At 60.4% G+C, this 26,279-nt stretch carries 22 protein-coding genes and 2 pseudogenes; 16 read left to right on the forward strand and 8 right to left on the reverse strand.

Annotation, left to right across the window (positions count from 1 at the left end; genetic code table 11):
* The first annotated feature begins 957 nt into the window (after positions 1-957).
* Positions 958-1,554, forward strand: a complete 597-nt coding sequence (locus tag N0B31_RS22365) for a site-specific integrase (RefSeq protein WP_260644104.1) — start codon at positions 958-960, stop codon at positions 1,552-1,554.
* A 216-nt stretch (positions 1,555-1,770) separates the two neighbouring features.
* On the forward strand, positions 1,771-2,106 hold the full coding sequence (locus N0B31_RS22370; RefSeq protein WP_260644105.1) for a hypothetical protein: 336 nt from the start codon (positions 1,771-1,773) through the stop codon (positions 2,104-2,106).
* Positions 2,107-2,367: 261 nt separating this feature from the next.
* Here the strand turns inward: N0B31_RS22370 and N0B31_RS22375 are convergent, their stop codons facing one another.
* From N0B31_RS22375 to N0B31_RS22390, 4 genes are all read right to left on the reverse strand, one after another.
* Positions 2,368-3,039, reverse strand: a complete 672-nt coding sequence (locus N0B31_RS22375) for a DUF192 domain-containing protein (RefSeq protein WP_260644106.1) — start codon at positions 3,037-3,039, stop codon at positions 2,368-2,370.
* A gap of 103 nt (positions 3,040-3,142) precedes the next feature.
* A complete protein-coding gene (locus N0B31_RS22380) occupies positions 3,143-3,646 on the reverse strand; it encodes a hypothetical protein (protein WP_260644107.1) in 504 nt (167 codons plus the stop codon).
* A complete protein-coding gene (locus N0B31_RS22385) occupies positions 3,643-6,192 on the reverse strand; it encodes a hypothetical protein (RefSeq protein ID WP_260644108.1) in 2,550 nt (849 codons plus the stop codon). Before N0B31_RS22385 ends, N0B31_RS22380 begins: the two co-directional genes overlap by 4 nt.
* On the reverse strand, positions 6,176-6,712 hold the full coding sequence (locus N0B31_RS22390; RefSeq protein ID WP_260644109.1) for a hypothetical protein: 537 nt from the start codon (positions 6,710-6,712) through the stop codon (positions 6,176-6,178). Before N0B31_RS22390 ends, N0B31_RS22385 begins: the two co-directional genes overlap by 17 nt.
* 355 nt (positions 6,713-7,067) lie before the next feature.
* Here N0B31_RS22390 and N0B31_RS22395 point away from each other — a divergent pair, with 355 nt between their 5' ends.
* The 13 genes from N0B31_RS22395 to N0B31_RS22455 all read left to right on the forward strand — a co-directional run bounded on the left by N0B31_RS22395 (position 7,068) and on the right by N0B31_RS22455 (position 18,819).
* Positions 7,068-7,673, forward strand: coding sequence for a hypothetical protein (locus tag N0B31_RS22395; protein WP_260644110.1), 606 nt, complete (start codon positions 7,068-7,070; stop codon positions 7,671-7,673).
* On the forward strand, positions 7,673-7,927 hold the full coding sequence (locus tag N0B31_RS22400; RefSeq protein ID WP_260644111.1) for a hypothetical protein: 255 nt from the start codon (positions 7,673-7,675) through the stop codon (positions 7,925-7,927). The genes N0B31_RS22395 and N0B31_RS22400 overlap by 1 nt, the downstream gene beginning before the upstream one ends.
* Positions 7,924-8,439, forward strand: coding sequence for a hypothetical protein (locus tag N0B31_RS22405; protein ID WP_260644112.1), 516 nt, complete (start codon positions 7,924-7,926; stop codon positions 8,437-8,439). The genes N0B31_RS22400 and N0B31_RS22405 overlap by 4 nt, the downstream gene beginning before the upstream one ends.
* Entirely contained in the window at positions 8,432-10,009 is a 1,578-nt protein-coding gene (locus N0B31_RS22410) for a cell division protein CdpA domain-containing protein (RefSeq protein WP_260644113.1), read from the forward strand. Before N0B31_RS22405 ends, N0B31_RS22410 begins: the two co-directional genes overlap by 8 nt.
* The gene (locus N0B31_RS22415; protein WP_260644114.1) at positions 10,006-10,305 is read left to right on the forward strand and encodes a hypothetical protein; all 300 of its coding nucleotides are present in this window, start codon (positions 10,006-10,008) and stop codon (positions 10,303-10,305) included. The genes N0B31_RS22410 and N0B31_RS22415 overlap by 4 nt, the downstream gene beginning before the upstream one ends.
* A complete protein-coding gene (locus N0B31_RS22420) occupies positions 10,263-11,084 on the forward strand; it encodes a putative type IV secretion/conjugal transfer ATPase (RefSeq protein WP_260644115.1) in 822 nt (273 codons plus the stop codon). Before N0B31_RS22415 ends, N0B31_RS22420 begins: the two co-directional genes overlap by 43 nt.
* Positions 11,085-11,089: 5 nt before the next feature.
* A complete protein-coding gene (locus N0B31_RS22425) occupies positions 11,090-12,325 on the forward strand; it encodes a putative type IV secretion/conjugal transfer ATPase (protein ID WP_260644116.1) in 1,236 nt (411 codons plus the stop codon).
* Positions 12,325-12,843, forward strand: coding sequence for a hypothetical protein (locus N0B31_RS22430; protein ID WP_260644117.1), 519 nt, complete (start codon positions 12,325-12,327; stop codon positions 12,841-12,843). Before N0B31_RS22425 ends, N0B31_RS22430 begins: the two co-directional genes overlap by 1 nt.
* Positions 12,777-14,201: a hypothetical protein gene (locus N0B31_RS22435; RefSeq protein ID WP_260644118.1), complete on the forward strand. Its 1,425-nt coding sequence runs from the start codon at positions 12,777-12,779 to the stop codon at positions 14,199-14,201. The genes N0B31_RS22430 and N0B31_RS22435 overlap by 67 nt, the downstream gene beginning before the upstream one ends.
* A gap of 301 nt (positions 14,202-14,502) precedes the next feature.
* Positions 14,503-16,098 carry an ATP-binding protein gene (locus N0B31_RS22440; protein WP_260644119.1) on the forward strand — a complete coding sequence of 532 codons (1,596 nt, stop codon included), beginning with the start codon at positions 14,503-14,505 and terminating at the stop codon, positions 16,096-16,098.
* 587 nt (positions 16,099-16,685) lie between these two features.
* Entirely contained in the window at positions 16,686-17,636 is a 951-nt protein-coding gene (locus N0B31_RS22445) for a replication factor A (RefSeq protein ID WP_260644120.1), read from the forward strand.
* A 5-nt stretch (positions 17,637-17,641) separates the two neighbouring features.
* Positions 17,642-18,439: a DNA-binding protein gene (locus N0B31_RS22450; protein WP_260644121.1), complete on the forward strand. Its 798-nt coding sequence runs from the start codon at positions 17,642-17,644 to the stop codon at positions 18,437-18,439.
* Between the two features lie 2 nt (positions 18,440-18,441).
* Entirely contained in the window at positions 18,442-18,819 is a 378-nt protein-coding gene (locus N0B31_RS22455) for an HNH endonuclease (protein ID WP_260644122.1), read from the forward strand.
* Positions 18,820-19,127: 308 nt separating this feature from the next.
* Here the strand turns inward: N0B31_RS22455 and N0B31_RS22460 are convergent, their stop codons facing one another.
* The gene (locus tag N0B31_RS22460; protein ID WP_260644123.1) at positions 19,128-19,922 is read right to left on the reverse strand and encodes a hypothetical protein; all 795 of its coding nucleotides are present in this window, start codon (positions 19,920-19,922) and stop codon (positions 19,128-19,130) included.
* Between the two features lie 999 nt (positions 19,923-20,921).
* Between N0B31_RS22460 and N0B31_RS22465 the strand changes: the two genes are divergently transcribed.
* On the forward strand, positions 20,922-22,208 hold the full coding sequence (locus N0B31_RS22465) for a Cdc6/Cdc18 family protein (RefSeq protein WP_380628635.1): 1,287 nt from the start codon (positions 20,922-20,924) through the stop codon (positions 22,206-22,208).
* Positions 22,209-22,612: 404 nt separating this feature from the next.
* On the opposite strand, the pseudogene N0B31_RS22470 reads toward N0B31_RS22465, so the two are convergent.
* From N0B31_RS22470 to N0B31_RS22480, 3 genes and pseudogenes are all read right to left on the reverse strand, one after another.
* A pseudogene (locus N0B31_RS22470) lies at positions 22,613-24,759 on the reverse strand (type B DNA-directed DNA polymerase).
* 2 nt (positions 24,760-24,761) lie between these two features.
* Positions 24,762-25,067 carry a DUF8156 family protein gene (locus N0B31_RS22475; RefSeq protein WP_260644221.1) on the reverse strand — a complete coding sequence of 102 codons (306 nt, stop codon included), beginning with the start codon at positions 25,065-25,067 and terminating at the stop codon, positions 24,762-24,764.
* A 2-nt stretch (positions 25,068-25,069) separates the two neighbouring features.
* A pseudogene (locus N0B31_RS22480) lies at positions 25,070-25,908 on the reverse strand (hypothetical protein).
* Positions 25,909-26,279: the final 371 nt, after the last annotated feature.

Below are 26,279 nucleotides of genomic sequence, written 5' to 3' on the forward strand. Positions count from 1 at the left end.
CGACAAAATAACAATAAATAAACAAAATTATTAAATTGGTTAGTCCCTAACAGGGCCGTAGGCCACACGGTGTGTGGCAAGCGTCGGTGTTTACCCGACGCGCCGCACCCACACCGCCGCTCGCCACCGCTCGCGCCGGTTTCGGGTAACCGCGCGTCGGCTGTTGACACCGCGCTTCTACCGCTCTACCGACCGCGTGAGAGGGGCACCCCCTCTCTGCGTGAAAAAAAGAGACATCAGCACTCTCGTCAGTGTCGACGGTGAGTGCGTGAGAAGCGCCGCGTCACTGCCGTACACCCTCTCCACCTATTTACACCTCTCCCGCGGGGTTACTGTATCCACCGCGTAGTTGTCGACGTGTCCGGGGGACGACACCGGTACGACGACATACCGCGGGTATCGGTGTCTCTCTCCGGAAGCGTCTGTCGATGACCACAGAGAGATCGTGTGTCAAGATGGCCGCTATACATGTGCGGGACGCAAGTTATATTCCGGTTTGACGGCCAGCCGTCTCATGGGCAGTCGGTGGGGCCGTTTCCTGCTAGCCCGTTGACGCTGACAACGACTGGTTCGTACGCACACGTCGAGGTAGGAATGGGATGGGCGATGAACGGCTGCTGGCCACCGGGAATGAGGCAGCGTCAGCGCAGAAAAGCTCAGCGTGGAGTCGGCCGTATGCGTGCTTAACGCGCTGGCGGGGCAGATGTCGCGCTCGGAGTCAGTTCGGGGGTGGGGGCTTGCCGTGTGTGTTACAGAAGTTCCCGTCTGTCTCGCACTCCTCACGCGCTCACAAGCACGATAGTTGTTGTTTTCTGTCATAGAGGGGTAAGAATTTCAGACAGATGGATAGTCGAGTTGGAGAACAACTCGCTCACATTCTCCGGCTTGCCCCTGATTTCGGGTCGAACTGCTGCGAGAGCCCGAAGGTACTAGACGGATTGGCAGCAGAACTCGACTATGGTCAGAGTAGACGATTCGGGGGAGGTCACGAAGTGCTGGCTCGAGCCTGAGGAACTCTCCCTACTCGAGGAGGCAGCAGCCCGTGCTGACTGGCAGCGAGAGATCGCGATGATGCTCATGGGACGGTGTGGCCTCCGAGCGGACGAGGTGAACTACCCCGGCGATGCCGAACTCCGGAGGTCGGGGAAAGGCGACTGCTGGTTCGTCGAAGTCCGCGGGAAGAACACGCAGGGCGGAGACCCCAAACTCCGCGACGTATGGATGTCCGATGACGTGCAGGCGGTTATCCGACGGTTCTCCCGTGAACGCGACCGCGAGACGGGTGAGGCGTGGGTACAGGCGTCTAATTCAAGTGTCCGCCGATGGGTGAAGGAATCCGCAAAGGAGGTCGCACAGGATGCCTCGCAGCCAGACCGCTGGCGACACGTGTCCAGCCACGACCTGCGACGGTCGTGGGCGACGTACCATCTTGTAGAACGGCAGGTGGATGTTCGGACGATGATGTCTATTGGGGGATGGAGCGATTACTCGGCTATTGAGCCTTACCTCGCGGAGCCGACTGAAAGACACATAGGAGCCACAATGCGTGGGTAAGGGTTTCCGCCTGCTGATAGATTAGACCAGTCGTGCTGAACACCCTCTCTATTCAATAGCGGTCTCGCCACATACTCATCATCTGCCAGTAGTGGCGTGCGAGATACAGAGGGTGTATTCAGCAGTTCGGCGCTGTCTTATTGCTACCCCCGAACGCTTAATGTTACTATGTCGGTGAGCGGAACGGTTTATTTGTCGAGTCTCCGTGTTGTAGATATGAGCAGCGGAGATGACGCTGAGTTCAGCGATGAGGAGATACGCGGCTACATGAATGATGTCGTCATTCTCATGTCTGGGTTCCTGCTGGTCATCGCTGTCGCTATCCTGTCGGTTGAACTTCTGCTTGGCCCACTCATCGCAGGTGTGATACCTGCGTTCTCGGGGAGTATCATCGACTGCACGTGGACTGGGACTGAATCCGTCTGTACCGGTGGGGTTGGGCCGCAAGCCGCTCTTGCCGTCGCTGTCGGGCTTCCCTTGACCATCATTTGGCTGAACACGTATCAGAACCGAATTCGCCCACTACTTGCTCGGCGAGGCATCGTACCGTAAGCAAAGCACCGAGGACGACCATCGGTTTCACAGACTCCACGCTCGCTCAGACGGGTGCCCGCGACCGACTCGCGCCCTGTATCTTGCACGCACTCTCTGTCAATTTCTGAGGATTTCAACAGAGCCTGACGCACTGTGCGTGTTCGCTGGCGCGATTCAACTGGTTTCCGTGAGACATCGCCTCCGAGAATCCTACGCAACAATTGACCTCCAAATTGAGTACACTGTGTTGCGTAGGAACAACAGCCCCCGTGACCTGAGTCAAGCGCTCGATCGGGGGGAACTCGGGGGACGGTATGGCTCGGGGACGACCACATCGGGTCCGTGTTCGTCCTCGATGATAGCGACGACAGTCGAACCGCCGTTGCGGACTCGCGGTGGGCCCCACTCGATTTGCACTGTGTCGCCGACGGCAATGTCGTTCTCAACCGTCCACAGGTATGGTACTTCGAGGACGTACTTCGCTCGCCCCCGATATTCCGTATAGGGTTCGCCGTCGGTTTCGAGTTCGCCGTGGTGGATGGTCGTGATGGTCCCGTCGGCGTCGATGAAGATGATATCGATGGGGAAGGTCATATCTCGCATGACGTAGGCACGCTCTTTCTCCTGTTTGTGGCGGAAGAACATCCCGTGGCCGGGGTCGAGCGACTCGGTTTCTGAGAGCCCGATGGCCAGTTCGCGCCACGTCGCGGCGACGGGGCCCTCGACAAATTCGAGGTAGCCACCATTTTCGTCGTAGATGGTCGCTGTCGCGTAGTTCGGCGACGTCAGATCAGAGTACATCGTGAATCCGACCCAGCCGACCATCGGCGCGAAGACGATGATGAGGACGGCGAGAACTCGGCGGTCTGTGAGGCGGTCGATGATTCGGCGGGCGGGCGTGTCTTCAGGGAATACCGGGAGATCGGTCGGGTCGATGACCTCCTCATCCACCGCCGTGTGCCCCGGTCGGTGCTGGTCTTCGTGATCGTGATTGTCGGTGTCTGTGCGGTCTGGAGTGTTTGAATTTGAGTCTGTAGTCATGGAGGTGAGACGGTCAGAGGAGAATCCATGCGAGCGTGCTGAACACGTTGCCGCCGATACTCGCCCCGACGAGCGTGAGGCCGATGACGATACCCCGCCGCCCTCGGGCATTGGCGAGCGAGTCGCGGCTGCCGAACGCCCACCAGGTCATCCCGATGATGAAGACGGCGAGGCCTAGTGCTTCAAGTGCGAGACTGAGGGCAGTTGCGAGTTGTGAGATCGAGCTTGCGTGTGAACCCGTGACCGCGCCGTATGGCCAGCCGGCGGGGAGGAATCGAGACCCCAAGATAAACACGAGGACGTCGTAGAGGAGGTCGAGGCCTGTGATGGCGACGAACCCGCTTGCGCCGCCGACAGCCATCCCCCGGTAGCGGTCCATCGAGCGGGCGTTCTTTGAGCCGTAGAACCATCCGATCACGCCGACTACGAGTGCGATGAGCATCCCGTAGCGCCCGAGTACCTCTGCGATCTGGTAGATCCGGAGGAAGGGCTCGACGAAGCCGCCGACGCTACTCATGCTTTCTTCCCTCCGCCGCGTTTGGTCGTGCGGCGGCGCATTCGCACGTACCAGAACGCGAAGATACCGAGGGCAAGCCACTCGACGAAGATGAGGGTGTTATTGATCGCCCCGGAGATGTACTCGCCGACGGTGCCGGCGGCTACGAAGGCAACGTCTCCCGGTGGAAGGAGATAGAGGATGCTGTCACCCTTGTAGTATGGGTTGTCCGGGCCGGTGTCCCATACATCGCCGTCGTACCTGGCTCGGAGGGTCATCCCGTCCCACGTAACTGAGGCACGCCCCTCAGAGTCGGTGGTGACGGTCCAGTTCGTTCCGTCTGCTTGGGTGACGGTGATGGTCTTGTTGTCGAGGAAGTTGCTGTTCGTATCGGTCAAGATGAGTGTGCCCTCGTGCCCTTCGCCGGTGGGTGAGCGATCTATCTCCATCAGCCGAAGGACGGTTGGAGAGTAGGGTTTAGTGGAGACGTTGAGTTGGTCGTCGAGACTGCCTCCGAAGGGGTTGTCGGCAGTCGCCGTGGCCGTCTCGCCAGTTTCGAGGTCGTTGGAATTGAGGGTCACGACGTACTGCGTGTAGAGTTCGGTTGGTGCGTCGTTGTCCGTGTCGCTGACACCGGCAGGGAGCGGTGCTCCACCGGGTCGAGCTGCGACTTGCGTATCGACCGTTCGGAGGTAGCCCCAGCGTTGGGTTTCGACGGAGTCCTGTTGACGTGGGAACTCCATCGTGACGTTGGCGACGCTCGTTTGATAGTGGTAGATGGCTGGCCAGCGGTCGCCTTGTGTGTGGGTTACGTCGTGTATGTTCGACCCGCTTGCCGTCCGGACTTCGACCGCGTCGTTCCGCGAGACGCCGTAGAAGCGCCACGGCGAGTCGATATTGACGACTTTCCCGTTGACGTCAACCTGAATCTGTCTCCACGGGTCGTGGGGAAGGTCCTGGTCGCCCGTCCACGTGATGAGCAGTCGGTCGTCGCCTTCACCGTCAATGTGAACGACGCTGATGTTGAGATTGGGCGAATCGAAGTCGGTGATCGTCACGGGGACGCTGTATTGTGTCGTGTGAGTGTACGTGCTCGTACTGGATTTCGACCATTCGTTGCACCGCGAACTCGTGATGCCCCAGCGACTTTCGACCTCGCTGGTCACCCGGAGCGTGGCGGTGAGGGTGTATTCCCCTCGGGGGTATTCGAGGGGCATACTCGACGGGTCTTCGATAGCAATCCAGGTTGTGTCACCGAATTTCGCCCAGTCGGATTCACCGCTGAATCCGGGGCGGTCGAGCTGGACAGAGGTGACTTCCGCACTAGAGTTGATGAGTTCGTACTCGGCCCACTTCGTCCGGTCGTAGTAGTGCCAGTGGGTACTCTTGTGCGTGTGCGTAGAGTTATCGTGGGTGTGCGTTCGGCGGTGGATGTGCTTTATCTTACACTGGTCATCGTAGCTGTAGTCTGGCGGTGCGATGGCTCGGTGGTCGAACGGGACGTAGGCTCCCCGCGTGGGGGTTCCGCCCACGACGTAACTATCGCGATACCAGACGCCACCGAAGACGTAGTTGATGCCGACCCACGCATCGCGGACGGTGTCGAAGTTCGACTGCCCCCACTGTCGGGACATACTCGCGCCATCGCTGGTCGGATAGAGTTCTCGACCATTCACCGTCGGGATGGCGACGCGGTCGGAGTCTTGGGCGTACCGCGAATACTGGCCGGCGGCGTGGAGGTTTCGGTCTATCGTGTTCGAGTAGTACGCAGTGTGGATGAGCGCTTCCTCTGGGTTTGCCACGTAGAGTTCCTCCGCATTACGGTCCCACCTGACCTCGGCATTATAGACGGGTTGCCATTCACCGTATTGGCTGGTGACGCGGACGAACCACTTTCCGTCGGTGCTCGTCGGGCCGTCATAGGTGTTGTTGCCGTGGACGAGGAGGAACTGCGTCTCCTGGTAGGAGGTGATATCGGCATAGCGCGTCCACCGATCTTGATACGGAACGGCTTGAAAATCGCTGAGGTCTCTGATGTAGACGTCTTGCGTCGCGACGTATCGGAGTGTCTGTGAGGGTGATTGCGATTTGGCTTGGAGCTCGACCGGCCCATATGGATAGTCGTTCTCGAAGTAGCCGTTGTAGGAGATGTCACTCGGGTCGACGTCGTCGTCATTGTTCGCGAGGATACGGTAGGTATCGTCGTAGGACTTCTCGACACCGGGGTCTGGGGACGGGATTGCGGTGATAGCCCCCAGGCCAGCGGCGACGACGCTGACGGACGCGAGCAGGAGCGATCCCACGAGCGCTATCGTAATGCACGCGTGGATGTGCTGTGCGTACCGCCCGTCGGTGCGCTTGGGCCGGGGGAGACTGAGACATCGCTCGGAGAGTCCGGTTCGGAATGCGCGACCAGCCGACGTGACACGCCCTCCCAGCGTGGTGTCGTCCTGGTGCGCTCCGGTCCCAGTCCCGGTCTCGGTCTTTGACTCGTCCTCGGTCTCGGGGTCGACCCGTTGACTGTCAGTATCGGCCCCCTTCCGGGGGAAGTCAGCCTGAGAGGACATGGTCAAGCAGGCGGATGAAGACGGGGAAGGCGAAGCCGATAATCGAGATGACGATGCCTGTAGTCGCCATCATGAATCCGCGCCGTCGGTTGTTCAGAGAGGGGCTGATGAAGTACGCGATGATGCCGACAATCATCGTGATGAGGCCACTCCATTTGAGGAGGGTTCCGACCCAGCCGGGGACCCTGATTGCATCTTTCAAATCGGCAACGAGCGTGCTGAGGTCCGTGCCGGATTGTAAGGGAAGGATCGAAGCTCGCTGTGCATCCGGGGTCGAAAGGAGTGCGTCCGAGTAGAGTACTTGTGCACGCGTGAGCGTCTGTATGAGGTTGAGGTTATTGCCGAGTCGAAACCCGGATCCAAAGCCGAATCCGGGAGGTTGGAGCGGGCTGCAAGCTGCTCGAAGCGACGGGGCGACCGAGGAGGCCACGTCGATGGCTGTGCTGGGTAGTGAGAGAGGCCCGGCGAGGATGAGCCACCGGCTGGCGACATCGATGGCCTCTGGCTGTAGTGCTATCATGGGGAGGGTGTTCTCTCCACGCACCGTCTGGTGTAGCGACGGTGGTGTTTGGTACAGCACGGGAGGCCATCTGCGGCTAAATACCCTCCTCGGTCACATCGGATGTGGTGCTACAGGGACCACATTGAATGTAGAAATGTGGGCGTGAAAACATCTTAGGGTCGGCTGGCTTACGGATGCCGATGGAAAATCCCGGTCATAACCAGTCGGTCGCTCACAATTCGAGCGACTGCCCGCCCACCCGAAATGGGCGCGAGTCTGCGGAGCGTCTCGAGACGCCCGGTGGGACTCGCGACGCTCCGGCGAGCGCCATCCGGGACTCTGTCCACAATCCAAACAACGGGAACACCCTCCTATGCCTGAAATCCAAGTTGATTGGCACTCTCAACAGGAGGCCGACCGCCTACGCGATCTCCGTGACCGACACGGGATGGTGTGGCGCGGCGTCCTACTCGAGGGGGCTAAACACGCAGAAAGTGTAGATTTGCTTAAGGCGCTCACAGAGCTCCACCCAGCACTCGCGACAACGCTCCCCAACCCGACCGGGGACGGCGCGGCCCCGAGCCGGTCGGAGCTGACCGAGGAGTTGCGAGAGCAGATTCGTGAGCAACAGCGCATCCGAGCGACGGCAGAGATCCCACTCTCTGCGTTCGATGATGAAACGGACGCCAACACGCAACGACAGCGTGAGGGCAACATCGAGAGCGACCCTACTCCCGAAGTAGCGGGCGTGGAGGCACAGCCGTCGCGTGTTGATACCGACCGAACGCGGGCGTACAAGCAGTGGGACGTACAGGAAGCCCGTGCCCTCGAAGACGGCGAGGTACTCCATCTCGATGCACACGCGGACGTGGGGGATGTGCTTCGCCACGAAGGGCAAGAGGCCGACCACCCTGATGACGAACTCGAGGAGTGGGAAGTCTATGACGACCATCTGTACGATTATAGCGGGGACTACTGATGGCGGGGAGTACCCGGATCAGAATCACGTCCCAGGAGGAGTACGAATGGCTCGACTCCGTTCGTGTAAAGTACGGACTCACCTGGCGTGGGATGCTGTTGAAGGCCGAGCAGCGGTTGCTCGCCGCCGAACGTCACTGGCCGGAAGAGTTCCAGACACCAGAGCACCTCCGCGCGGGCGGCGTCGCCGGCGTTGCGAGTGACACCGGTGGTGACAGGGACGCGTCGGCAGAGACCGACGAGGTGGTTGGATGAGCAAGGACGTCCCGATGGCGTCGCATTTGCTTTCCTCGAAAGTGTTCGGTGTCTCGGCCCGGAAGCTTGCCGAGTCGTTGGGTCCGCCGCTCATCGTCCCAATCATCCTCTACGCGATTGGATTACCGCTCCTGGTCACGGCGCCGTTCGTGATTCTCGGGGCCATCGCTGGACTCGTTATCTACACACGGACGCCGGAGGGACAACGCCCGATTCGGTATGCAGCAGCGATGGTTCGCCACTTCCGAGGGCGGACAGAGTACCTCTGGAAGCCCCCCGAGGCTGGCGACCACGATATCGCTTCGCGTGAGCCCTTCGAGGGCTGGATCACGGAGCGGCCAGACCCGGCTGGGAGTGGCAGTGTGAGTGAGAACGAGGGCGGGAACGAGAGTTACCGCTCGGATACTGTGGACAGAGAATTGACGGTGAATACGGATTCGGATGCGGATGCTGGGCCCGCTTCGGAGTGCCCCGCTGTGACGACAACGCTCGGAGAGACATACAATGACTGAATACGAAGACGCCGGTTCGACGCTGGACCTCATGGACTTCAAGAATGTCCGTGACGGCGGTGTCGTAGAAACGCCAACGACGTACGCGATGCTCATGCGGGTCCAGCCCCGCGAGTGGCTCATCCTCTCGGAGGAACGCCGGGAGAGCCTCTACCTGTCGTTCATGACGTTCCTTCGCGGGCTACAGTTCCCGACGCAGATTCTCTCGGTGACGACTGCGTACGACCCTGAGCCCTACCTGGGACGTTTTGAGAACGTCGACCGCCCGCTCATCGGGACGAGCGAGGATGGGGGTGACGAAGAGGACGCGCTCGACGAGTCGCCGCTGATGGATTACGGGCGACAGTATCACGCTGAGTGGCTGCGGAACGTCGTCGACGTCGCGGAGATTCGTGACCGCGATTTCTACGTCGCGGTCTCGGTCGCGAAGGATGGAGAGGCCGACGATGGCGTCATGGCCCAACTTCGTGGGTTCCTGCCGGGTGGGAACGATGTCGAGACAGACAGCGAAACGGAAGCCGCGTGTCTCGAAGAAGTGAAAGCCCGCGCCCAGCGTGTGGCCTCGAAACTCCCGCAAACGCAGGTGAAAACAGAACTGCTCGACACGCGAGCGTCTGTCTTGGAAGTCCTCTATGAGGTCTATCACGGACAGAAGCCACCGATCTCGTTCACGCAGGGTAACTACACGCGCCCGGACGACCGCGCTCAGGAAGTTGCTGACGCGGCCTACGATGTCGAGGCGGCGGCCCAGGCGGAAGCGAACGAGGATGGCGACTTCGAGTTTGACCGTATCTCCGAGGAGTACCCCGAGATTGAGATTGAGTCGGATGCCGACCCCCTCGCGGCCGTCGGTGATGGTGGCTATGCCCACCCCGACTTCGTCGAACGGGTGGCGAGCTCGCGTATCCTTCGCTGGTACGCACGGAATATCGGGCCGGTTGGCCACGGTCCCCGCCCGGTCGTCCCGCGAGCCATCTACGCGGGAGTCAGCGTCGGCCTGCTGAGTTTCCTCCTCGGGGCCGTGGCGCTGGGGGGATTCGTGTGGTCGATGGAAGTTCCCCAACGCGGGTCGGACATCTACTGGCTGGCTCGAATGGCCTCGTTCGCGACCGGTGCGGTGAGCCTCCCTGCCTTCCTGTTGAGCCTCGTCGTTCTCTTCCCTTCGGGACGAAAGACGAAGGCGCTCTCGCTGGTCGGCCTCGGCGTGGTCGGCTATGCGATCAGCCTGTTCCTTGAGGCGTACCCCTATGAGTGGGACTCGAATGCGGCTGTGACGACGCTCACGGTCGAAGTGTACGCGGCTGGACTGGCCGCGTTACTGCTCTGTGTCGCCCTCGCAGTGCGGTCCCGGCAGAAGGTGGACCTCTCGAATCTCACCACGCTGCCTGTCGGTGGCGTCGACGGCGAGATGGACCTTGACCCTCTCACCGACGGCGGCTGTACAGAGTTAGACACTGACGAAACGAACGGCGACGCGGTTGCTGACGACCCGCTCACGGCGGCAGACGCGGACACGGACACGGACGCGGAAGTGGACACGACGGACGAGCGAAACGAGGCAGACCAATGAATCCCCTACACAGACTCCTCGGGCGAGACAGTACCGAGGATGACGAGACTGAACGGATCCCGATTGACGACCTCACGGGCGAGGAGACGCAACTCTCACTCGAGTATCTGAATCTGCTCGACCGGGACGCAACTCGGAAGAACATCGAGTGGGCGGCCTACCAGTTACAGGCTGAAGAACTCCCGTTGGTCTCAGCCATCGAATCCTCGAAGAGCGCGGGAAACTCGACAAGAAGCTCGTCGCGCCCCGTGCGATGGAGCGCCACCCCGAGTTCCAGATTCGCAACGAGAAGGTGACGCAGATTATGACCGTCACGGGCTTTCCCCGGAAGGTCAATCTCGGCTGGCTCGTCCCGCTGACGATTGCGGACGTCGACCTCCGACTGTCGTTCCACATCACGCCGCGTAACCCCGCGAAGACTCGCCAACAACTCCAGCGACGCTACACGCAAACGACGACGTCGCTGGCGCTCAAGAGTCGCAAAGGCCGGACGGACACTCACCAAGACGAACTCGAACGCGAAGACCTCCTGCGCATCCTTCAGGACGTGGTTCGGGGGACGACGAAGGTGTACGACATCGCGATCTACATGGAGTTGATCGCGGATTCCCACGAGGAACTCGACGAGATGCGCGAGCGCGTCGACACCATCCTCGCCGAACAGGACGTCGAGACGACCGTCCTTCGCCACCAGCAAATCGAGGGTAACGGGACGATTGTCCCGCTCGCGACGGACACTATCAAGAACGTCCACCCGATTCAGTTGGAAGCGCTGGCGACGCTGTTCAACCTCGTCGAGCCGCCGATTTACGACGCGGACGGCATCATGATGGGGTTCGACGACACGAGTCGGCCGGTCATCATCGACCGCTATGCACACTCCGGGTACGGAATGGTCATCTCGGGGAAGACGGGGTCGGGGAAGTCCTACGCCCGGAAGCTCGAGATTTACCGCCGCTTGCTGGCTGACCCGACAGTCCAGTGTGTACTTTTCGACCCAGCGGGTGACGACTATCCGTTCTTCGCGGAGAAGCTGCGCGGGAAGTCATTCGCTTCGGCGGCGCACAGAAGGTGAACCCGATGGATATCGAACCGCCGTCGGGCGACCTCGGTGCGGCCGAGGATACCTACCCACTGACGGTTCGCTCGGTCGTGGAGATGCTGAACACGCACTACGAAGACCGGGGCGGCCTCCCCGCTGCGGAAGAGGGAATGCTGATCCAGGCGGTCCACTACGCGTATCTCTCGAAGGGGATTGTCCTCGGTGAGTACGAGACGTACGCGAACGAATCGCCTATCATCGACGATCTCATCCGGGGCGTCGAGGTCATCACTCACGGTGGTTATGAGGCGGCGCTCGAGGAGGGCCTCGTCGACGAGGCCGAGTTCGAGCACTTCTGTGAGATGGGCGTGCTCTCTGAGGAGGGCGAGCCAATCACGGACGCCGGGATTTCGGTCCCGATGGCGGTGTTCACGCCCTCGGAAAAGCACCAGGAGGTCGCGAAGTCCCTGGAACCCAAATTTGAGTCGTTCAAGCCAGGCGGTATCAACTACAACTTGAACGGGACGACGAACCTCGAGTTGAACTCGCGGCTGGTCGTGATGGACATGAGTTCCTTCGCAGACACGGGCGAGATGCCGCTCATCCTCCACGCGATGTTGCAGTGGGCGTACCTCGAGGCCAAGCGGTCGCCGAATCGCTTCGACGTGACGTTCGACGAGGCCCACTATCTGTTGGGTCGGGAGTCGACGCGGGATCTCATCAACCTCTTCATCCGCCACGCCAGGCACTACGATGCCGGGCTGACGCTGATGAGTCAGACCGCACACGAGTTCCTGCGGACGGAAGAGCGCCGCGAGATTTACGAGAACTGTGACATCAAGATGCTGTTCTATGCGCAGTCGGTCTCGGACGCGACGAAGGAGTACTTCGACCTCTCGCCGGCTGAAGTGAAGTACCTACAGTCAGCCCCGCGAGGGCAGGAATCCGGGTACTCTGGCTGTCTGTTGTCGACGACGAAACACGGTCGTCGCCGGCTCGAGGTTCACTCTGGTGACTTTGAGCACTACATGATCGACAACAACCTCGACCCGTGGACGTACATCGAGGAGCGCGAGGGAACGCGCCGTCCCGAAGATGCCGGGTCGGTCGAGTCCGAGCTGGACCTGACTGATATGCCGGATATCACGAACCGCGAGTTGGATATGCAACTCACTGGTGAGTTCGCACAAGACCGGGCCGCATCGGAACCGTCGCCGGGGTCGGACTCCGTCGATGGCTCTGTATCAGATGTCCCGGCGTCTGGTGAGCGCTGATGGACCCCACGCTGCTGGCTCTGATGGTTCCGCAGCTCGCGGTGGGGTCGTTGGTGCCGCTCCAGTTGCTCGGTCCCGATTCGGTCGCAGAGGCAATCTGGGGATGGCTCATTGATACGCTCAATTCGGCAGCGTCGGAGATGTCGTCGGCGCTCACTGACGAGCTCCTCAAGGGCCTACTGAAGGTCCCGAACCCACACGGTTCGACGGCGGCGAACGGAGCGTGGACTGGGATATTCGAGATTTCACCAGCCTTGCTCCCGATCATGATCGCGTTGGCGCTCATCGCGTGGCCGTTCAGTGAGGACCGGGAGTCCGGGTTGATGGACCTCGTGGTCCGGACGGTGATGGTGCTGTTGTTCATCGGGGTTTCCCAGCCTGCCTGGGGATTCGCGATTGACGCGACGAACGCCGTCACGATGGCGATTCTGAACCTCGACCCCGACCCGGGGTGGCGAACTATGGGTACGGAAACGGTCTCGTCGGCGCACCCACGACGTTCGCCACGTGGACGCTGAAGTTCATCGTCTCGATAGTCGCCGCGATTCTTGCGGTGCTGTCGCTCCTACTGGCGTTGTTCTTCCTGCTACTGCGCTGGTTCATGATTTGGATGGCCTACATCGGGACACCGTTTTTCGCGGTCGTCTGGTTCGTGGGCCGTGGTCCCTTCAAGTCGGTGGGGAGCGTCGGAGCGACGTTCATGCGGATGGGCGTCTTCGCGCTGTTAGCCGGCCCGATTATCGCTATCATCGTGTTGGCCTTCCAAGTCATCGAACACGGTGGTATCCTCCAGGCCACGGGCGGGAGTTCCGAGAGCGCCGGGGCGATGATTCAGAATGTCGCTGGCGAAACCGGCCTGATCTTCGCCGAACTCGCGTTGATGTTGCTCTTCCCAGTCGTGCTCATCGTGGCGATCTGGAAGCTCATCTCGTGGGCGGGCCAGCCCATCGGGGTTGGTGAGGCGGCGGCAGTCGCGACGATGGCTGTCACGGCCGCTGTCGGCGGCGCCGTCGCTGGCGCGACCGGTGGTGCGGCTGCTGGTGGGTCCGGCGGTGCGGCCTCCGGTGGCGCATCAGGCGGTGCATCGAGCGGTAGCGCCGCTGGCGGTTCGAGTGCGGCGGCCTCGGGCTCGGGAGCGAGCGCGGGGACTGCCGGGAGTGCGAACGTCGGGGCCGGCGGGTCCGGCCTCTCGAGCCGCATGACAGCGCGGGCGAAAGGCGCTGTCAGCAGCGTCAAGCAGAGCGCACACCAGCAGGCGACGAAACGTATCGGCCACTATGGAACGTCGGGGAAGTTGGATTCGGCACAGGCCTCGTTGTCTGAGGCGCAAACCGATCACAAAACCGCGTCGTCACAGGCGAGGTTCATCCAGAACGCGATGGTGAACGAGGAAATGGACATGGCCGAGGCCAAGAAACAGGGCTTCCTCGACGCCGAGCCGATGGAGAACCAGATGCCGGAGTTCAAGACCGACCCCGATACCCTCGACCGGAAGATGACGTATATGGGGACGGATGGAGCGAGTCGGTCGGTCAACCTCTCGCGGAAGTTCCGGGCGGCCAAGGCCGACCAGCAGGATGCCAGCGAGCGCATCACGACCGCCGAGAGCGACATCGCGAAGAACGCTGCACGGAACCGCCGTGTGGAGACCGGCAAGAAGGGGGTGAGAACCGGGAAGAAAGCAGGGACGATCACGGCGAAGACTGGCGCGGCCGCGATGATTGGCGGGGTTGGTGGCAACTCCTACCTCGCGTATTCCGCGGGCCGCCGGGCTGGTGGGCCGATGATCGGCTCGAATGGCTCGGAGTTCGGGAAAGCAGCGGGCGGCCAGAGCAAGCCACCCAAGCCCGACGATGGAAACGGGCCGGAGGTATAGATTCAGCACTGAGTCGAGAGGGCTCTGAGCCGCTCTGTCTTCGCTCTCGCGGAGATTTAAATACGGGTATGGGGCTAAGAGGTGTGTGATTCAGAGGGACCGTCCCGCGATGCTGTGAGGGCCACAGACGGACCGTGGATTCATCTCGCGTAATCGCAGTCGGCCCTCTCGTCGATTTACACCATACAAAATCGCATCACCTCCGACCCCGCCTTCGGGCGACGCATGGCCACTCACCCATCGACATCACCAACAACAAACCATGTCACCACCATATTACGGGGACCTCGCCACTGGAACTGTGGCAATCATCATCCTCGACCTTGCATACGTCTACGTCCGCCCCCGCTTACCGACCCCCGACGGCGGTCGTCGCGAGCGCGCACTCGAAGCGGCCATCGTCGCACTTCTCGTCTCGGGCTGGGGATTGCTCGCGTATCCGGCTTTGTTCACTCCAGCGTGGCACGGAGCAGCGGGAATCGCGATGTACGGACTTCTCACGGTCCCTATCGTGGGCGTCCTCTTCTTCCTCGGGAAGCCGCTCATCCCGCCGATTGGAGCTGGCGGTGTAGTATTCATCCTGATGGTGATCGGACTCGCATTCCTGAATATGCTCCTCCCGGGGACCAACGGGGGGAGAGAGCTCTCGAATCTCCTGTCCGCACCGTTCCTGCTCGCTATCCCGGTTGGCCTCTTCATCGGCGTGTACGTTGTAGGGATCCTCCAACAGGAGATTGCTGAGGACGACGAGCCAGAGTATGACCCAATCGGCTTCGCAGGGGGACCGACCTCTGAGACGCCGGACCCGAACAGCACGGGCAGTCCGTCCTCGAACACCTCTCCCTCGTCCCACACGCCGAATCCGCCGAAGCGCGTCTCGATTGACGAAGTCCCACAAGACCTTCGAGAACAATTCCAGCTCGGGGATTCGTCTCCCACAGAACGAATTCCGCTGGAGGAGTACCGCTATGACTGGCGATATTCAGAGACATCGTTCGACACTATCGGCGGCTACTACGACCTGAAGGACGCCCTCCACGAAGACGTGCTCAAGCCACTCCGAGCGACACAGCGAGGAGATGATCGCTACTCACGATTCGGTATCGAACCGGAGCGCGGCATCCTCCTGTATGGGCCTCCGGGGACAGGGAAGACGATGTTCGCGAGAGCGCTCGCCGGAGAACTAAACATCCCGTTCGTGGAGCTGTCGCCGGCGGACGTGACGAGTATGTGGGTCAACGAAAGCAGCGACCAGGTCAAGACGCTGTTCAGCGAGGCCGACGAGATCGGGCAGTGTATCATCTTCCTCGACGAGGCGGAACATCTCTTCGGCGCTCGCGAACACACCGCCAAGAGTGCCCACGCCGAAGACCGGAAAGTCACGAGTGAGTTCCTTGCGCAACTCACGCGGGATGACCGCGAGGCGATTGTGGTCTCGGCGACGAACCGACCGGGCGATATCGACCGGGCGATTCTCCGACCGGGTCGCCTGACGGCACACTTCGAGGTTGGCCTCCCCGACGAAGAGGCCCGCCACGCGATTCTCAAGACCCATCTCAAGGACATACCCTCGAGAGTGTCGGGCGATGAGTTCGCGGCGCTGGCCCGTCACACGGCTGGGTTGACTGGCGCTGATCTCGCCAATCTCGTCGGACAGGCTCGCCGGAGTGCGGCACACCGGGACGCGAGCGCGGTCACCCGCGAGGACTTCCCCTCAGAGGACGCTCTCGAGGAGCTGTCGGCAGAGTTAGCAGTGGCGAACGAGACGGGCGAACTCCCAGACGCCGACGACGGGTCGGATACTGAGACTACCGACTCGCCGGAAGCGAAAACGGGCGTGCGAGCGGATGATGAGGGTGATTCCGGACCCGACGGCCCTGCTCGCGGCTACCAGTAGGGAAGACGCTCTCTCACGAGGCCGGGGACTCGGAATGGCGGTGACGGGTTTTCTGTGGCGTAGCAGCGCGAGGGCGGCCAGGGGTTTGGTCCTACGCAACAACTGAACCGGCTACTGACTTCACTCTGTTGCGTAGGAATCATTGGCTCGCCGTTCCCCACCCGGCGGCTCTGTTCGCGACGTCGGGGGTCCCTCGGTTCGCATACTCCCCCACCAACCGCTGTGCAACGGTCGGTGGCAGTACGGTACTCCGGCGTGGCTGGCAACGAGGCCACGTATCGCGATGATTCGATCTCGTCGTCGACTTCACTTCGATAGAGGGTGTGTCCGCATTCGTGGCTCGTGACGCTCGGTGGAGATATGCGGGATTGTGGGGAATGGCGACGAAAACTGCCCGATTACGCCCGATTTCGCTGTCTCGTTTTATAGCGAGATAGAGCGTATAGTTGAGTGGACATGAACACCCTCCGTGAAGATGCCCAACTACTCCACGAGCAGGTGGCCCCCACCTCTCGGACGACCAAGCAGATGACTACGACGTCGACGCTCTCGAGACACTGTTCGACTCCTACGTGAACACGTATCGAGTGCCGAGAAACGCGGCCTTCGACAGCGTCCGTAACCACGTCCTCAAAGAGGCGGATGTGGATACGGAAGCGTTCTGGGCCTCACTCCGAGGCGGCGACCAGGGAACGACCGAGGAACCGCTTCCGCTCTCTGAATGCACCACCGACGGCGCATGGGTGACGGTGCGAGCGAAAATTGTCGAACTCTGGGACCCCCGTGAGGACTCGATCCACCAGGTTGGTCTGGTCGGTGACGAGAGCGGCCGGATGAAGTTCGTCGCGTGGACGAAGTCGAACCCCCCAGTCCTCGAGGAGGACACGACGTACACGTTCAAGGACGTCGTCGTCGATGAGTACGACGGCAATTACTCGCTGAAGATTAATTCGCGGAGCGAAATCATCGAGCACGCGAGGGACAGTCCGGAGGCCATCGGCACGGTCGGGACGATGACGACCGTCTATGAGGGTGTGTTCGTTGCGATACAGAGTCAGTCGGGCCTCATCAAGCGATGCACAGATCCGGAATGTACGCGCGTGATTCAGCAGGGCGAGTGTAGCGAGCACGGCCCGAACGAGGGTGAGTTCGACCTCCGAATCAAGGGCGTCCTCGACGATGGGGAGTCCGTTCAGGAGTGTCTGTTCACCGCTGGAATGACGGAAGTCGTGACGGGCATCGACCTAGAGACGGCGATGGAGATGGCGTCGGACGCGCTCGACCTCACTGTGGTTGAGCGGCGACTGACCGAGATGCTCATCGGCCGCCGATTCACGGTCGAGGGGCCGCTTCTCGGTCGGTATCTCCTTGTCGACGAGGTGACGGATTCATCGAACCGGGCGTTCGCTCAGGGCTACCACGATGCGGTTGATGACCTGCTTTCTGAGTACGGCTATTATGGGCCGGGCCTGACGGCCGAGAACATCGAGGATCTCCCGCAGACCTATGACGCGCCGGTCGCGGCAGGAGGGAACTAAGACCAATGGCAGCAGCAGACACCACCCCCCAGCAGACGGACGTACCGACTCGCGAAGTCGCCAAGCGCGTCTTCGCCGCAGAGCTGAACACGGCGACCTACACGTTCAAAACCTCACAAGATGAGCGCGCCCCGGTCTACGTTGCGCTCCCGACGGGCGAGCGGGCCAACCGCATCTGTATCGCGGGGACGGTCACGGATATCGAAGACGTCGGAGAGAGCGCAGAGTACCTCCGCGCTCGCGTCGTCGACCCGACCGGGACGTTCTGGGTGTACGCTGGCGAGTACCAGACAGACGCGCTCAAGCAACTCAAAAAGGTTCAGGCGCCGGAGTTCATCACGATCGTCGGAAAGCCACGGACCTACAAGACTGACGACGGGTCGGTGAACGTCTCGGTTGTTCCCGAAGACGTCGGCGTGATCGACCTGGAGACGCGGAACGCGTGGGTGTACGAAACAGCGGCGCGGACGCTCGAGCGCGTTCACTCTGCGCGGGAGACGTCGCCGAAAGTAGCAGCACTTGCTCGCGAACAGTACGGCCACGATGGGTCGTCGTTCGCGCACGTCGCGGCGTTCGCCCTCCAGGACCTCCTCAATGTGAGCGGTCACGACGCGATGAGCGGGACGAGTCTCGACGAAGAGGCGTTCGAGAAGCGTCTGCTTGAAGTCGAGTCTGAGGACTCGGCAGAATCCTCGGGCGGCGACGTCGACGACGCTGCGGATCTCGAGAACGAGTCGCTGTCACCGGAGGAGCTGGGGAAGCAACTCGGTGACCCATCCGGCGTCGACAGCGAATCCGACTAGTCATGTTCGGACGGCGTTCCGGAATCAACGGTCGGTTTGATGACCCGCGAGCTCACGACGGGAAGTACCCGCCGGACTGGGATGCTCGGCGGAAGGCGGTCTATGAGCGCGATAATTATACCTGCCAGCAGTGCGGGCGACGGAGTGGTCCCCACGCCGGTGATGGTGGGGTCGTGTTGCACGCTCATCACCGGCAGTCGCTTCGTGACGGTGGCTGGCATCATCTCGGGAACTTGGTGACGGTCTGCCAGTACTGCCATGACGGGATTCACGGTCACCCGACGGGGAGTGGCTACGGAGTGGGTGGGTTCAACGGGCTGCGCGTCCTTCGAGCGGCCGGTCGAGCCTTCCTGCGAGGCCTCCGGTGGGTGCTGCGATGACCGAGACGATGACCGCGATGTCCGAGAGGAAGCTGGGCGTCCTGGCACTGAGCGTCGTAGTCCTACTCGTGGGCGCGGTACTCGTCTGGTATTCGTATCAGTTCACGGTCTGTCTCCTCGACGCCGTGGGACCGAATCCACCACCGGGACGTGTGCACCGAGTATGCGCTTTTTCCTCCCGGGGATCATCGCGATAGTCGCCGGCGGTGCCGGACTCGTGTATAGTCTCGCCTCGAGATTCGCGTAGGAAGACACCACATAATCCAGATCAGGATTCTCGACTAGGCCGTGAACTGGTTCTCGCTATGTCAGGCGACGCGTGTGCCGCCAGGGAGTGGCACAGTTCGTGGGCCGGGTTCTGCCATCACGATGTCGTCATGGGGTGCTGACCGGACGGCGAAGGTACAGCCGACGACGGGGTCGAGTTCGTTCATCAGTCCCGGTTCCGTCCGGTAGTAGGCGAACGCGAGTTCTACAATCTGCTGAACCTCGGCGCGCATTAGTTGCGAGTGTATCCCGGGAAGGAGTCGGTCTTCGTCGAGCGAGGAGATCGTGAAGTCGATATCGAGGGCTTCGTCGATGTCCATGTCGGCGAACCCATATCTTGGGCGTCTGTTCTCGTTCTCGTTCCTATCCCCGGCTCCGTCGGGGTCGTCATCGGTGACGTTCTCTTGGGCTCGCTGCAAGTGGTCGTCGTCGACGCCAAACGATGAGGGCGACATTGGGTAGGGGTGTCCCGTGGCGGGGCCCTCGAACTCGGGCATCGCGATGCCGATGGCGTCGGTGAGGATCGTCTTTGCGTAGGGCCCGCTGAAGAACAGGAGGTCCTCGAGGCGGGTTCGGTCGGAGATGCGGTCGACGTCGAGGACCTCGAAGCGGTCGGCCTGTGGTGCGAGCTGGTCAAGGAGGAAGTGGCCGTCGTTGGCGGCGGAGATAGCGAGTTGAAATTCATCAAGAGCTCGAGCGACGGTGGTGACGTACTCGGGAGGGTATCCGAGGTCGGTCACGGCGTGGTAGATGTTCGTGGCGGTGACGGGAGAGTACAGCGGCGTGGTGGATGGCGAATCGGTGTCGAACGGGTCGGTTGGAACGGGGGAGGTCATCGGCGAGCGGTCTAGCCGCGTAATCGCTTATAAACCTCAGCAGGGCAGAAATCTCGAACCAGAGTGGGAAGGTGTCGGAAGAGATGTCGATCAAGGTCGGACACCCCCACCCCTTTTTCGAGTTGTAACAGAACGAGGGTGGGTAGGGGGTCACTGCCGCGTTGCGGCTCGATCAGGCTGTATTTCACGATTCCAGCCGTTACAAACACCGTATCGTCCATTTTCAAGAGCGTACTACAATAAAGGAATCTTTATGTAGTGCGGTGGCATACCACAACCGCACTAGACAATACCTACGAACGATACGTAAGCTTGCTTACGTATCCGTGAGTGGTGAGGGAATCGTGGGTTAACATCTAAGAACCGCGCTCTGACAACCTCTCCCGTTTGTCCTTAGTGTTCTCGTCGTGTTCGACAGCTTCTCTCCCCGTGTCATCGCTATCCGTTACAACTCGAAAAAGGGGTGGGGGTGTGGGTTGATTCCTCGAGGACGCTTCGTGATCTCCACCGAGTGCTGTTCGTGGTTTGCCCTGTGGTCCTGTACTCGAGGCTCGTGTGGAACTCGTTCATCCTATTCTCACCATCTGATACAATCGTCCATCGCATAATTCTCAAAACTGTGTTAGAGGCTCCCAATCCGTTACAACTCGAAAAAGGGGTGTGTCTCAATATTATATTCTTCTTTTGACAAGACGTTACAACTCGAAATAGGGGTGTGCCGGCCCGTCGACAGCGGTTCGAGCCTGGAAAAGAAGAGATAGCCGACTCAGTCACTCCATCGGTTGAATCCTCGCGTTTACAAATCGAAATCGGTGGCCTTCAGTTATTTATACTGGGGCTACAGAGGATGGAGACATGGGTGATGGATCGCCGGATATAGATCATCAGACGGAACAGTCTGGTTCTATAGACGAAGTTCCGAGAGATGGAGGGAGCAATTCTGACGGGTCCGACACCAGTCAATCTACGTTCGGTGATTCGGGGAGCGGCATCTCGATCATGGATGAACTCCAATCCGAATCTGTCGAAACCGTCTTCGAGAACAAGGATTTGGTTCGCCCCGACACCATCATCGACGAAGATCGAATCGTTGGTCGTGATGACCAGCTGAAGACCGTCATCACGAATCTAAAGCCCGCACTCCAGGGTCAGGGGATTCCGGATATGTTGTTGACCGGACCGTCTGGAACCGGGAAGTCGCTGATTATCCACGCGGTCTGTAAGAAAATCGTTGAGCTGAGCGAGGCTCAGGGAATGCGGTTCGGTGTGTTTTCGATAAACTGCGAGGGACCCGGCACCACCAGTCGCGCTGTCTATCGTCTGATCCAGGAAGCGACGATGAATATCGAGGAGGAACCTGGTGTTCCCGAAAGTGGTGTCTCGACAGACCAGAAACTCGAGCGCCTCTGGGAAATCATGCGCGAGCACTACGATGGCGTCATCTTCGTTCTCGACGAAATCGACATGCTTGATGGTCCATACTCTGAACCAGAGTACAATTCGCTTCTCTACCAGTTGTCGCGAGCTCGCGATCTCGGTCGCTTTGACGGTCCCGTCTCTGTGACTGCGATTACCAACTACGTTGATTTCATGTCTGATCTCAACAGCCGCGCAAATAGCTCGTTCAATCCTGACGAGGTTTTCTTCGAGGATTACGACGCGACCCAGCTACGACATATCCTCCGAAACCGCGAAGACGCATTCAAACAAGAAGCTCTCGCGAGAGACGTCGTTCCGCTCGTGGCTGCGTTCGGCTCGCAAACCCATGGTGATGCACGGAAGGCTATCGACCTGCTTCGGTGGTCCGGCGAATTAGCCGATAAACAGGGGGATGAACGGGTATTGGAAACCCACGTCCGGACTGCTCAGGAACGATACGACTCCGATCGCAAATTGCGACACATCGGCGGGCTGTCGACTCAAAAGAAGCTCTGTATTTTCGCCGTGGCCGCAACGGACTATTATTCAAATGTGAGTGTCGACTGGATCCCCGCTGGCCCTTCCTACAGTCTCTATCAGTACGTCTGTGATGTCCTCGATACGGACTCCTATGGCCGGGAAACCTTCGTCAACCACGTCACTGAGCAGGCAACCTACGGCATCCTCGAGTTTGACCGACGTGGTCGTGGGAGGGGCAAAGGTATCCACATGCACTTTGATCTCGCCGAGGACCCTGAGTCAATCATGGAACGAATACTGGAGGATGACCGCTTCTCAGAGTTAGAGCGCGAAGAGGAGATGATGCGATCGGTCGCCAAGTCGCAGATGAACTCGTTCCTGAACTGAAGCGCGATTGCGACTTTCCCCACCCTCCGGTGTTTACAACTCGAAATAGGGGGGTCATCGGACAATACCCTTCGATAGCCATGCCGAATGTCGCGTTACAACTCGAAATAGGGGTGTCCACCACCCTGTCCGCTGTTCTTGTGGGTGTCATCTTCGCTTACAACTCGAAATAGGGGGGTTGTCCTTCGAGCAGGCTAGCGATTCAACCCTTCCGCTGATTCTCATACCCCTTTGTTTCTACTCGACACTTTGAGCCAACGACTTCAAAACAAGAAACCAGCTTAGATGAGCTGGCAGCCACGAATTCCCTATATTTACAACTCGAAAAGGGGGTGTGTTACAACACGAAATAGGGGTGTCTGGCCACGTCCCTATCCCCTTCACAACGCGAAATAGGGGTGTGGTCAGCTCCAGTTCGTGATGCCAACCACACGAGATCCATCGAGTTCTCGTCGAATGTCGGTCCGATCCCAACCGAGCGGAGACAGTATACTCTCGACCGCTCTGACGAGCTGAACCTCGTAGTAGGAGGCGTCGTAGGCGTTGATATCTTCGTGGGCGAGGGCCACCCGGTCTCGCGAGGATTTCTCGTTGTCGACGACCACGTACTCGATATCCTGGCCCGGGTGGACTGCAAGGTCCTGATCGCGAGCTCGTTTCAGCGCTGCCACGTTCAGGGTGTTCTGTGTGTACCCCTCTAGCGGCTTAGAGACTCGATTTCGCTCGACGAGCCGATCCACTGCGACGGTCCCCGACCGCAACTCGGTGATTGCTCGTTCGAGACGCCCGAGTACCGCGTCCGGTGACCGTGTGGTATCGAGACGGTCGAGACAAGCCCGCTGGATATCCTCGATGAACGGCGAGGTCGAGCGTTGTCGGGCTTCGATGCCTCTGATCTTGAACTCCTCACTGTCCGCTTCTTTGCCGAAATACTTCGTCAACGCGCCGGAGTCGCTCTCACGCTGCGGGACGAACGCGACCCAGTCGTAGTGTGCCTCGTGTTCGAGCCGAATCTCGACTGCATCAGAAATCTCCGTCGCGAGCGTCTCGAGATCCTCGCGGCCATCATCGGCGACGTCGGGATTTGGCGTCACCCAGATGGAGTCGACGATACCGTGGACAACGCGCCAGCCACCGGCCTCCAGACGCTGTTTCGCCGTCAGCAGAATCTCGCGAGCAAACGCGTTGATCGCCTCGTGGCACTCGATACGGCCGAACTTCGCGTTGCTGAACCCTTGATAGCCGAAGCAGGCGACGAGGATCCACTTCAGCGCTCCCGACCGTCCTTCGAGTTCCGCCAGTCGGTCTTCGTTGGGGTCGTCTCGATTTCCCTCTCGACGGATTTTTGCTTTAATCTCGTCACGGGCATCGATAATCGGCTGGAGGACGTCGACGAGATAACCGCGCTCGTCGCAGATCGAGTATCCAAGGCCGGGGACGTCGTCGCGGTCGTGACAGTCACACCGGATGACATCCGGTGAGACGTTCCGCGTACAGATGATATTCGGATAGAGGCTCGAGAAATCGAGTTCGTGAACGTTCTCGTGGAGACCGACCTCGGGCGCGAAGATGAAGCCGCCACGGTCGGCATCGTGGAGCGTTCCCATCGATTTATAGAACTCGTGGCGCCAGGAGTTCCACGGCACAAGGACGCCGCGGTCGTGTGCCTCACATATCTGGATCGCTGTGAGGACGTTCCCGATTGACGCCCACGCGAGTTCCTGGACGGGCTTCTTCGAGCGCGACACGAGGTCGAGGACGCCGTCGAGGTTTGTCTCCCGTAGAAGAACGTGTTCGACTCGTCGATAATCGCACGGCCGGGCACGTTGTACCGCGCCGGAGAGTGCCCAACCCGGCCGTAGCTCGAGTACGTCGACCGCCTCGCGAGCTGCTGATAATCAACGCCCGGCCACCGACTCAACGAGAAGTCGTCGACGCCGGCGTCCGTCGCCATCTCGTAGAGCGTCGGAACAATTTCACTTGTCGAGCAGACCAAGACGTCCGGGTTGTGTACTTCAAGTGCAGTCACTACGGCCGACAGAATGTCTGACTGCGAACCAGTGACGGTGTCGCCGGCGACGGACAGCTCTCCATAGCTGTCGTTGCTCGATTCGGTCAGCGGGACGCTGAGTCGGAGTGTCGACAACTCACTCGCCGGCGTCGGATCGATGTCTTCCTCCAGGCAATACCGAAATTCCTGTGAGAAGTCGACGTTGAAACAGGCGAGATCACCGACTGGATACTCCGACAACTGGCGCGCTTGCCGGGCGAGCGAGGTGATGCGGTCGATGTGCGTAACGTCGACCGCGAGGACTGTCTCTTCGTCCCGTCGAAAGCTGGGCCGTCGTGCAACCGTCTCGGTCGCGACGACGTCCGGATGCGGGTCGTACACCGACTGGAGTGTCGTGAGATCGATGTCGGCGTCAGGATTACGAGGGGCGACGTAGAAGCGTGGCGTGTAGTCCTCGCGTTCGGTCGCGACAGCTCCGTCGGGGGTTGCCTCCCACTCGAGGACGCGCCCATCGTCGAAGAAATCGATACTGAACGGCATCGTCACGAGTTCGAGTCAGGTGGAGCAGCCTCCTGGTCATCGTTTGCTGCGACCGCGGCTTCGAGTTCATTGAGACGTTCTTCGTGGTCGTCGAGACGGGTTTCCTGTTCCAGATGGATGCTGAACAGTGCCGGTAATAGCGGATTCTGGTGGTTCAAAAGCCCGCTGGCGTCGGCGTGTTCGCGGGCGTACTCGAACAGCCGGTCAAACCGCGGTTGGTCGCGTCGCCGCAGTGCCCGTCGGAAGTCCGACCAGCGCTCCTCGATGACCCGCAGTGCATCTCGGTACGTCGGGTTCGTACGCCCCATCGCTACCGGCCTCCTGTGCCGGTCGCCGTCCACGCATCGAGCAGGGGATCCGTGGTCATCGCCAAAGTCTCACCGTCAGCTGTGACGCCTGTCCCGACGCCCTCCGGAGTCGGCGTCGACGGCGTCGGCGTTGACGGTTCCACGCCCACCTGCGAAGCGCGTGCCGCGAGCAGTTGCCTCCAGTACGCGAACGTCGTCTGGTAGTACGCACCGTCGTCGACGGGATAGACGAGCGTCTCGAAGTCCTCGCTGACGATCCGCGGCCCCATCCGGGTCTGCTTGCACTCAATGTGGTGGTCGGCGGCTGTCGCGACCGATGTCGTGAAGTCGTCGTCTCGGGTCCGGGTAATGAGCACAGGATGTCGTATCCGTCGGCGTAGGTTGCCAACCGGGCGAGTGTTCGAGCCTGCAAGGTTTTCGCGTGGGTCTCGCCGAGGCTATCGTCAGCGCGATACTGGGCGTCGACGGCCGGTGCGACGATAAGGGCGGGTGTGTGGTGGGATGCGTCCTCGTCATCACTTGGTGACCGCCGGCCGCGTGTCCCGACATCGGCGGTGGACTTCTGGAATGTCTTGTTCACTGCTGTTGAGAGATCGCGGACGGCGCCGTAGTGCTGGTAGGCGGTGAAGCCCCGTGCGACGTGGATCCTATCGAGCAACCGCTGGCTCGGGGCGATTTGCGAGAGCGTGGTCGTCGTCGCGTGGCCGTTTGCATCGACCCAGAATGAGGGTCCGTTGTGTAGGAGGAGATGGTCGAGCACGAGTGACTGCAGAATCGGAACCCCAGGGCCGCCCTCCACGTCGAGCAGCGTGATACCGTCCTCGAGCGACGGTAGCAGCATATCGTCTGTTGGTGAGTCGGCTTGGCCCGCGAGGGACTGATTGCGGTCGGCGCTCCGAGTCGGCTGGTTCACCACGAGACGGTTCGATGGAACTGTCGATTGGTCGGGCATACTCGTGTGGATGCCCACAAACCCGATAAGCCGCGGCGTGTCGCTTCCGCGTTTCAGGGAACGCGAACGGGGCGTACCCAATCAGGGTAAAGTCTCGGGAATCCTCTGTTTAGAGACTGTTTCCGAGAACGGTTCCAGAATCGAGAGCCACCTAATATTAACCAACAGTTCCACCCCTTGCATCGGAATGTTGGTTAATAGAACACGGCCGTAGAGGCTCCGATTCTCTCGCTCGGAATGTTAATGCTTGACACCACGTT

It is taken from the genome of Salinirubellus salinus (assembly GCF_025231485.1).
Classification (GTDB): Archaea; Halobacteriota; Halobacteria; order Halobacteriales; family Haloarculaceae; genus Salinirubellus; species Salinirubellus salinus.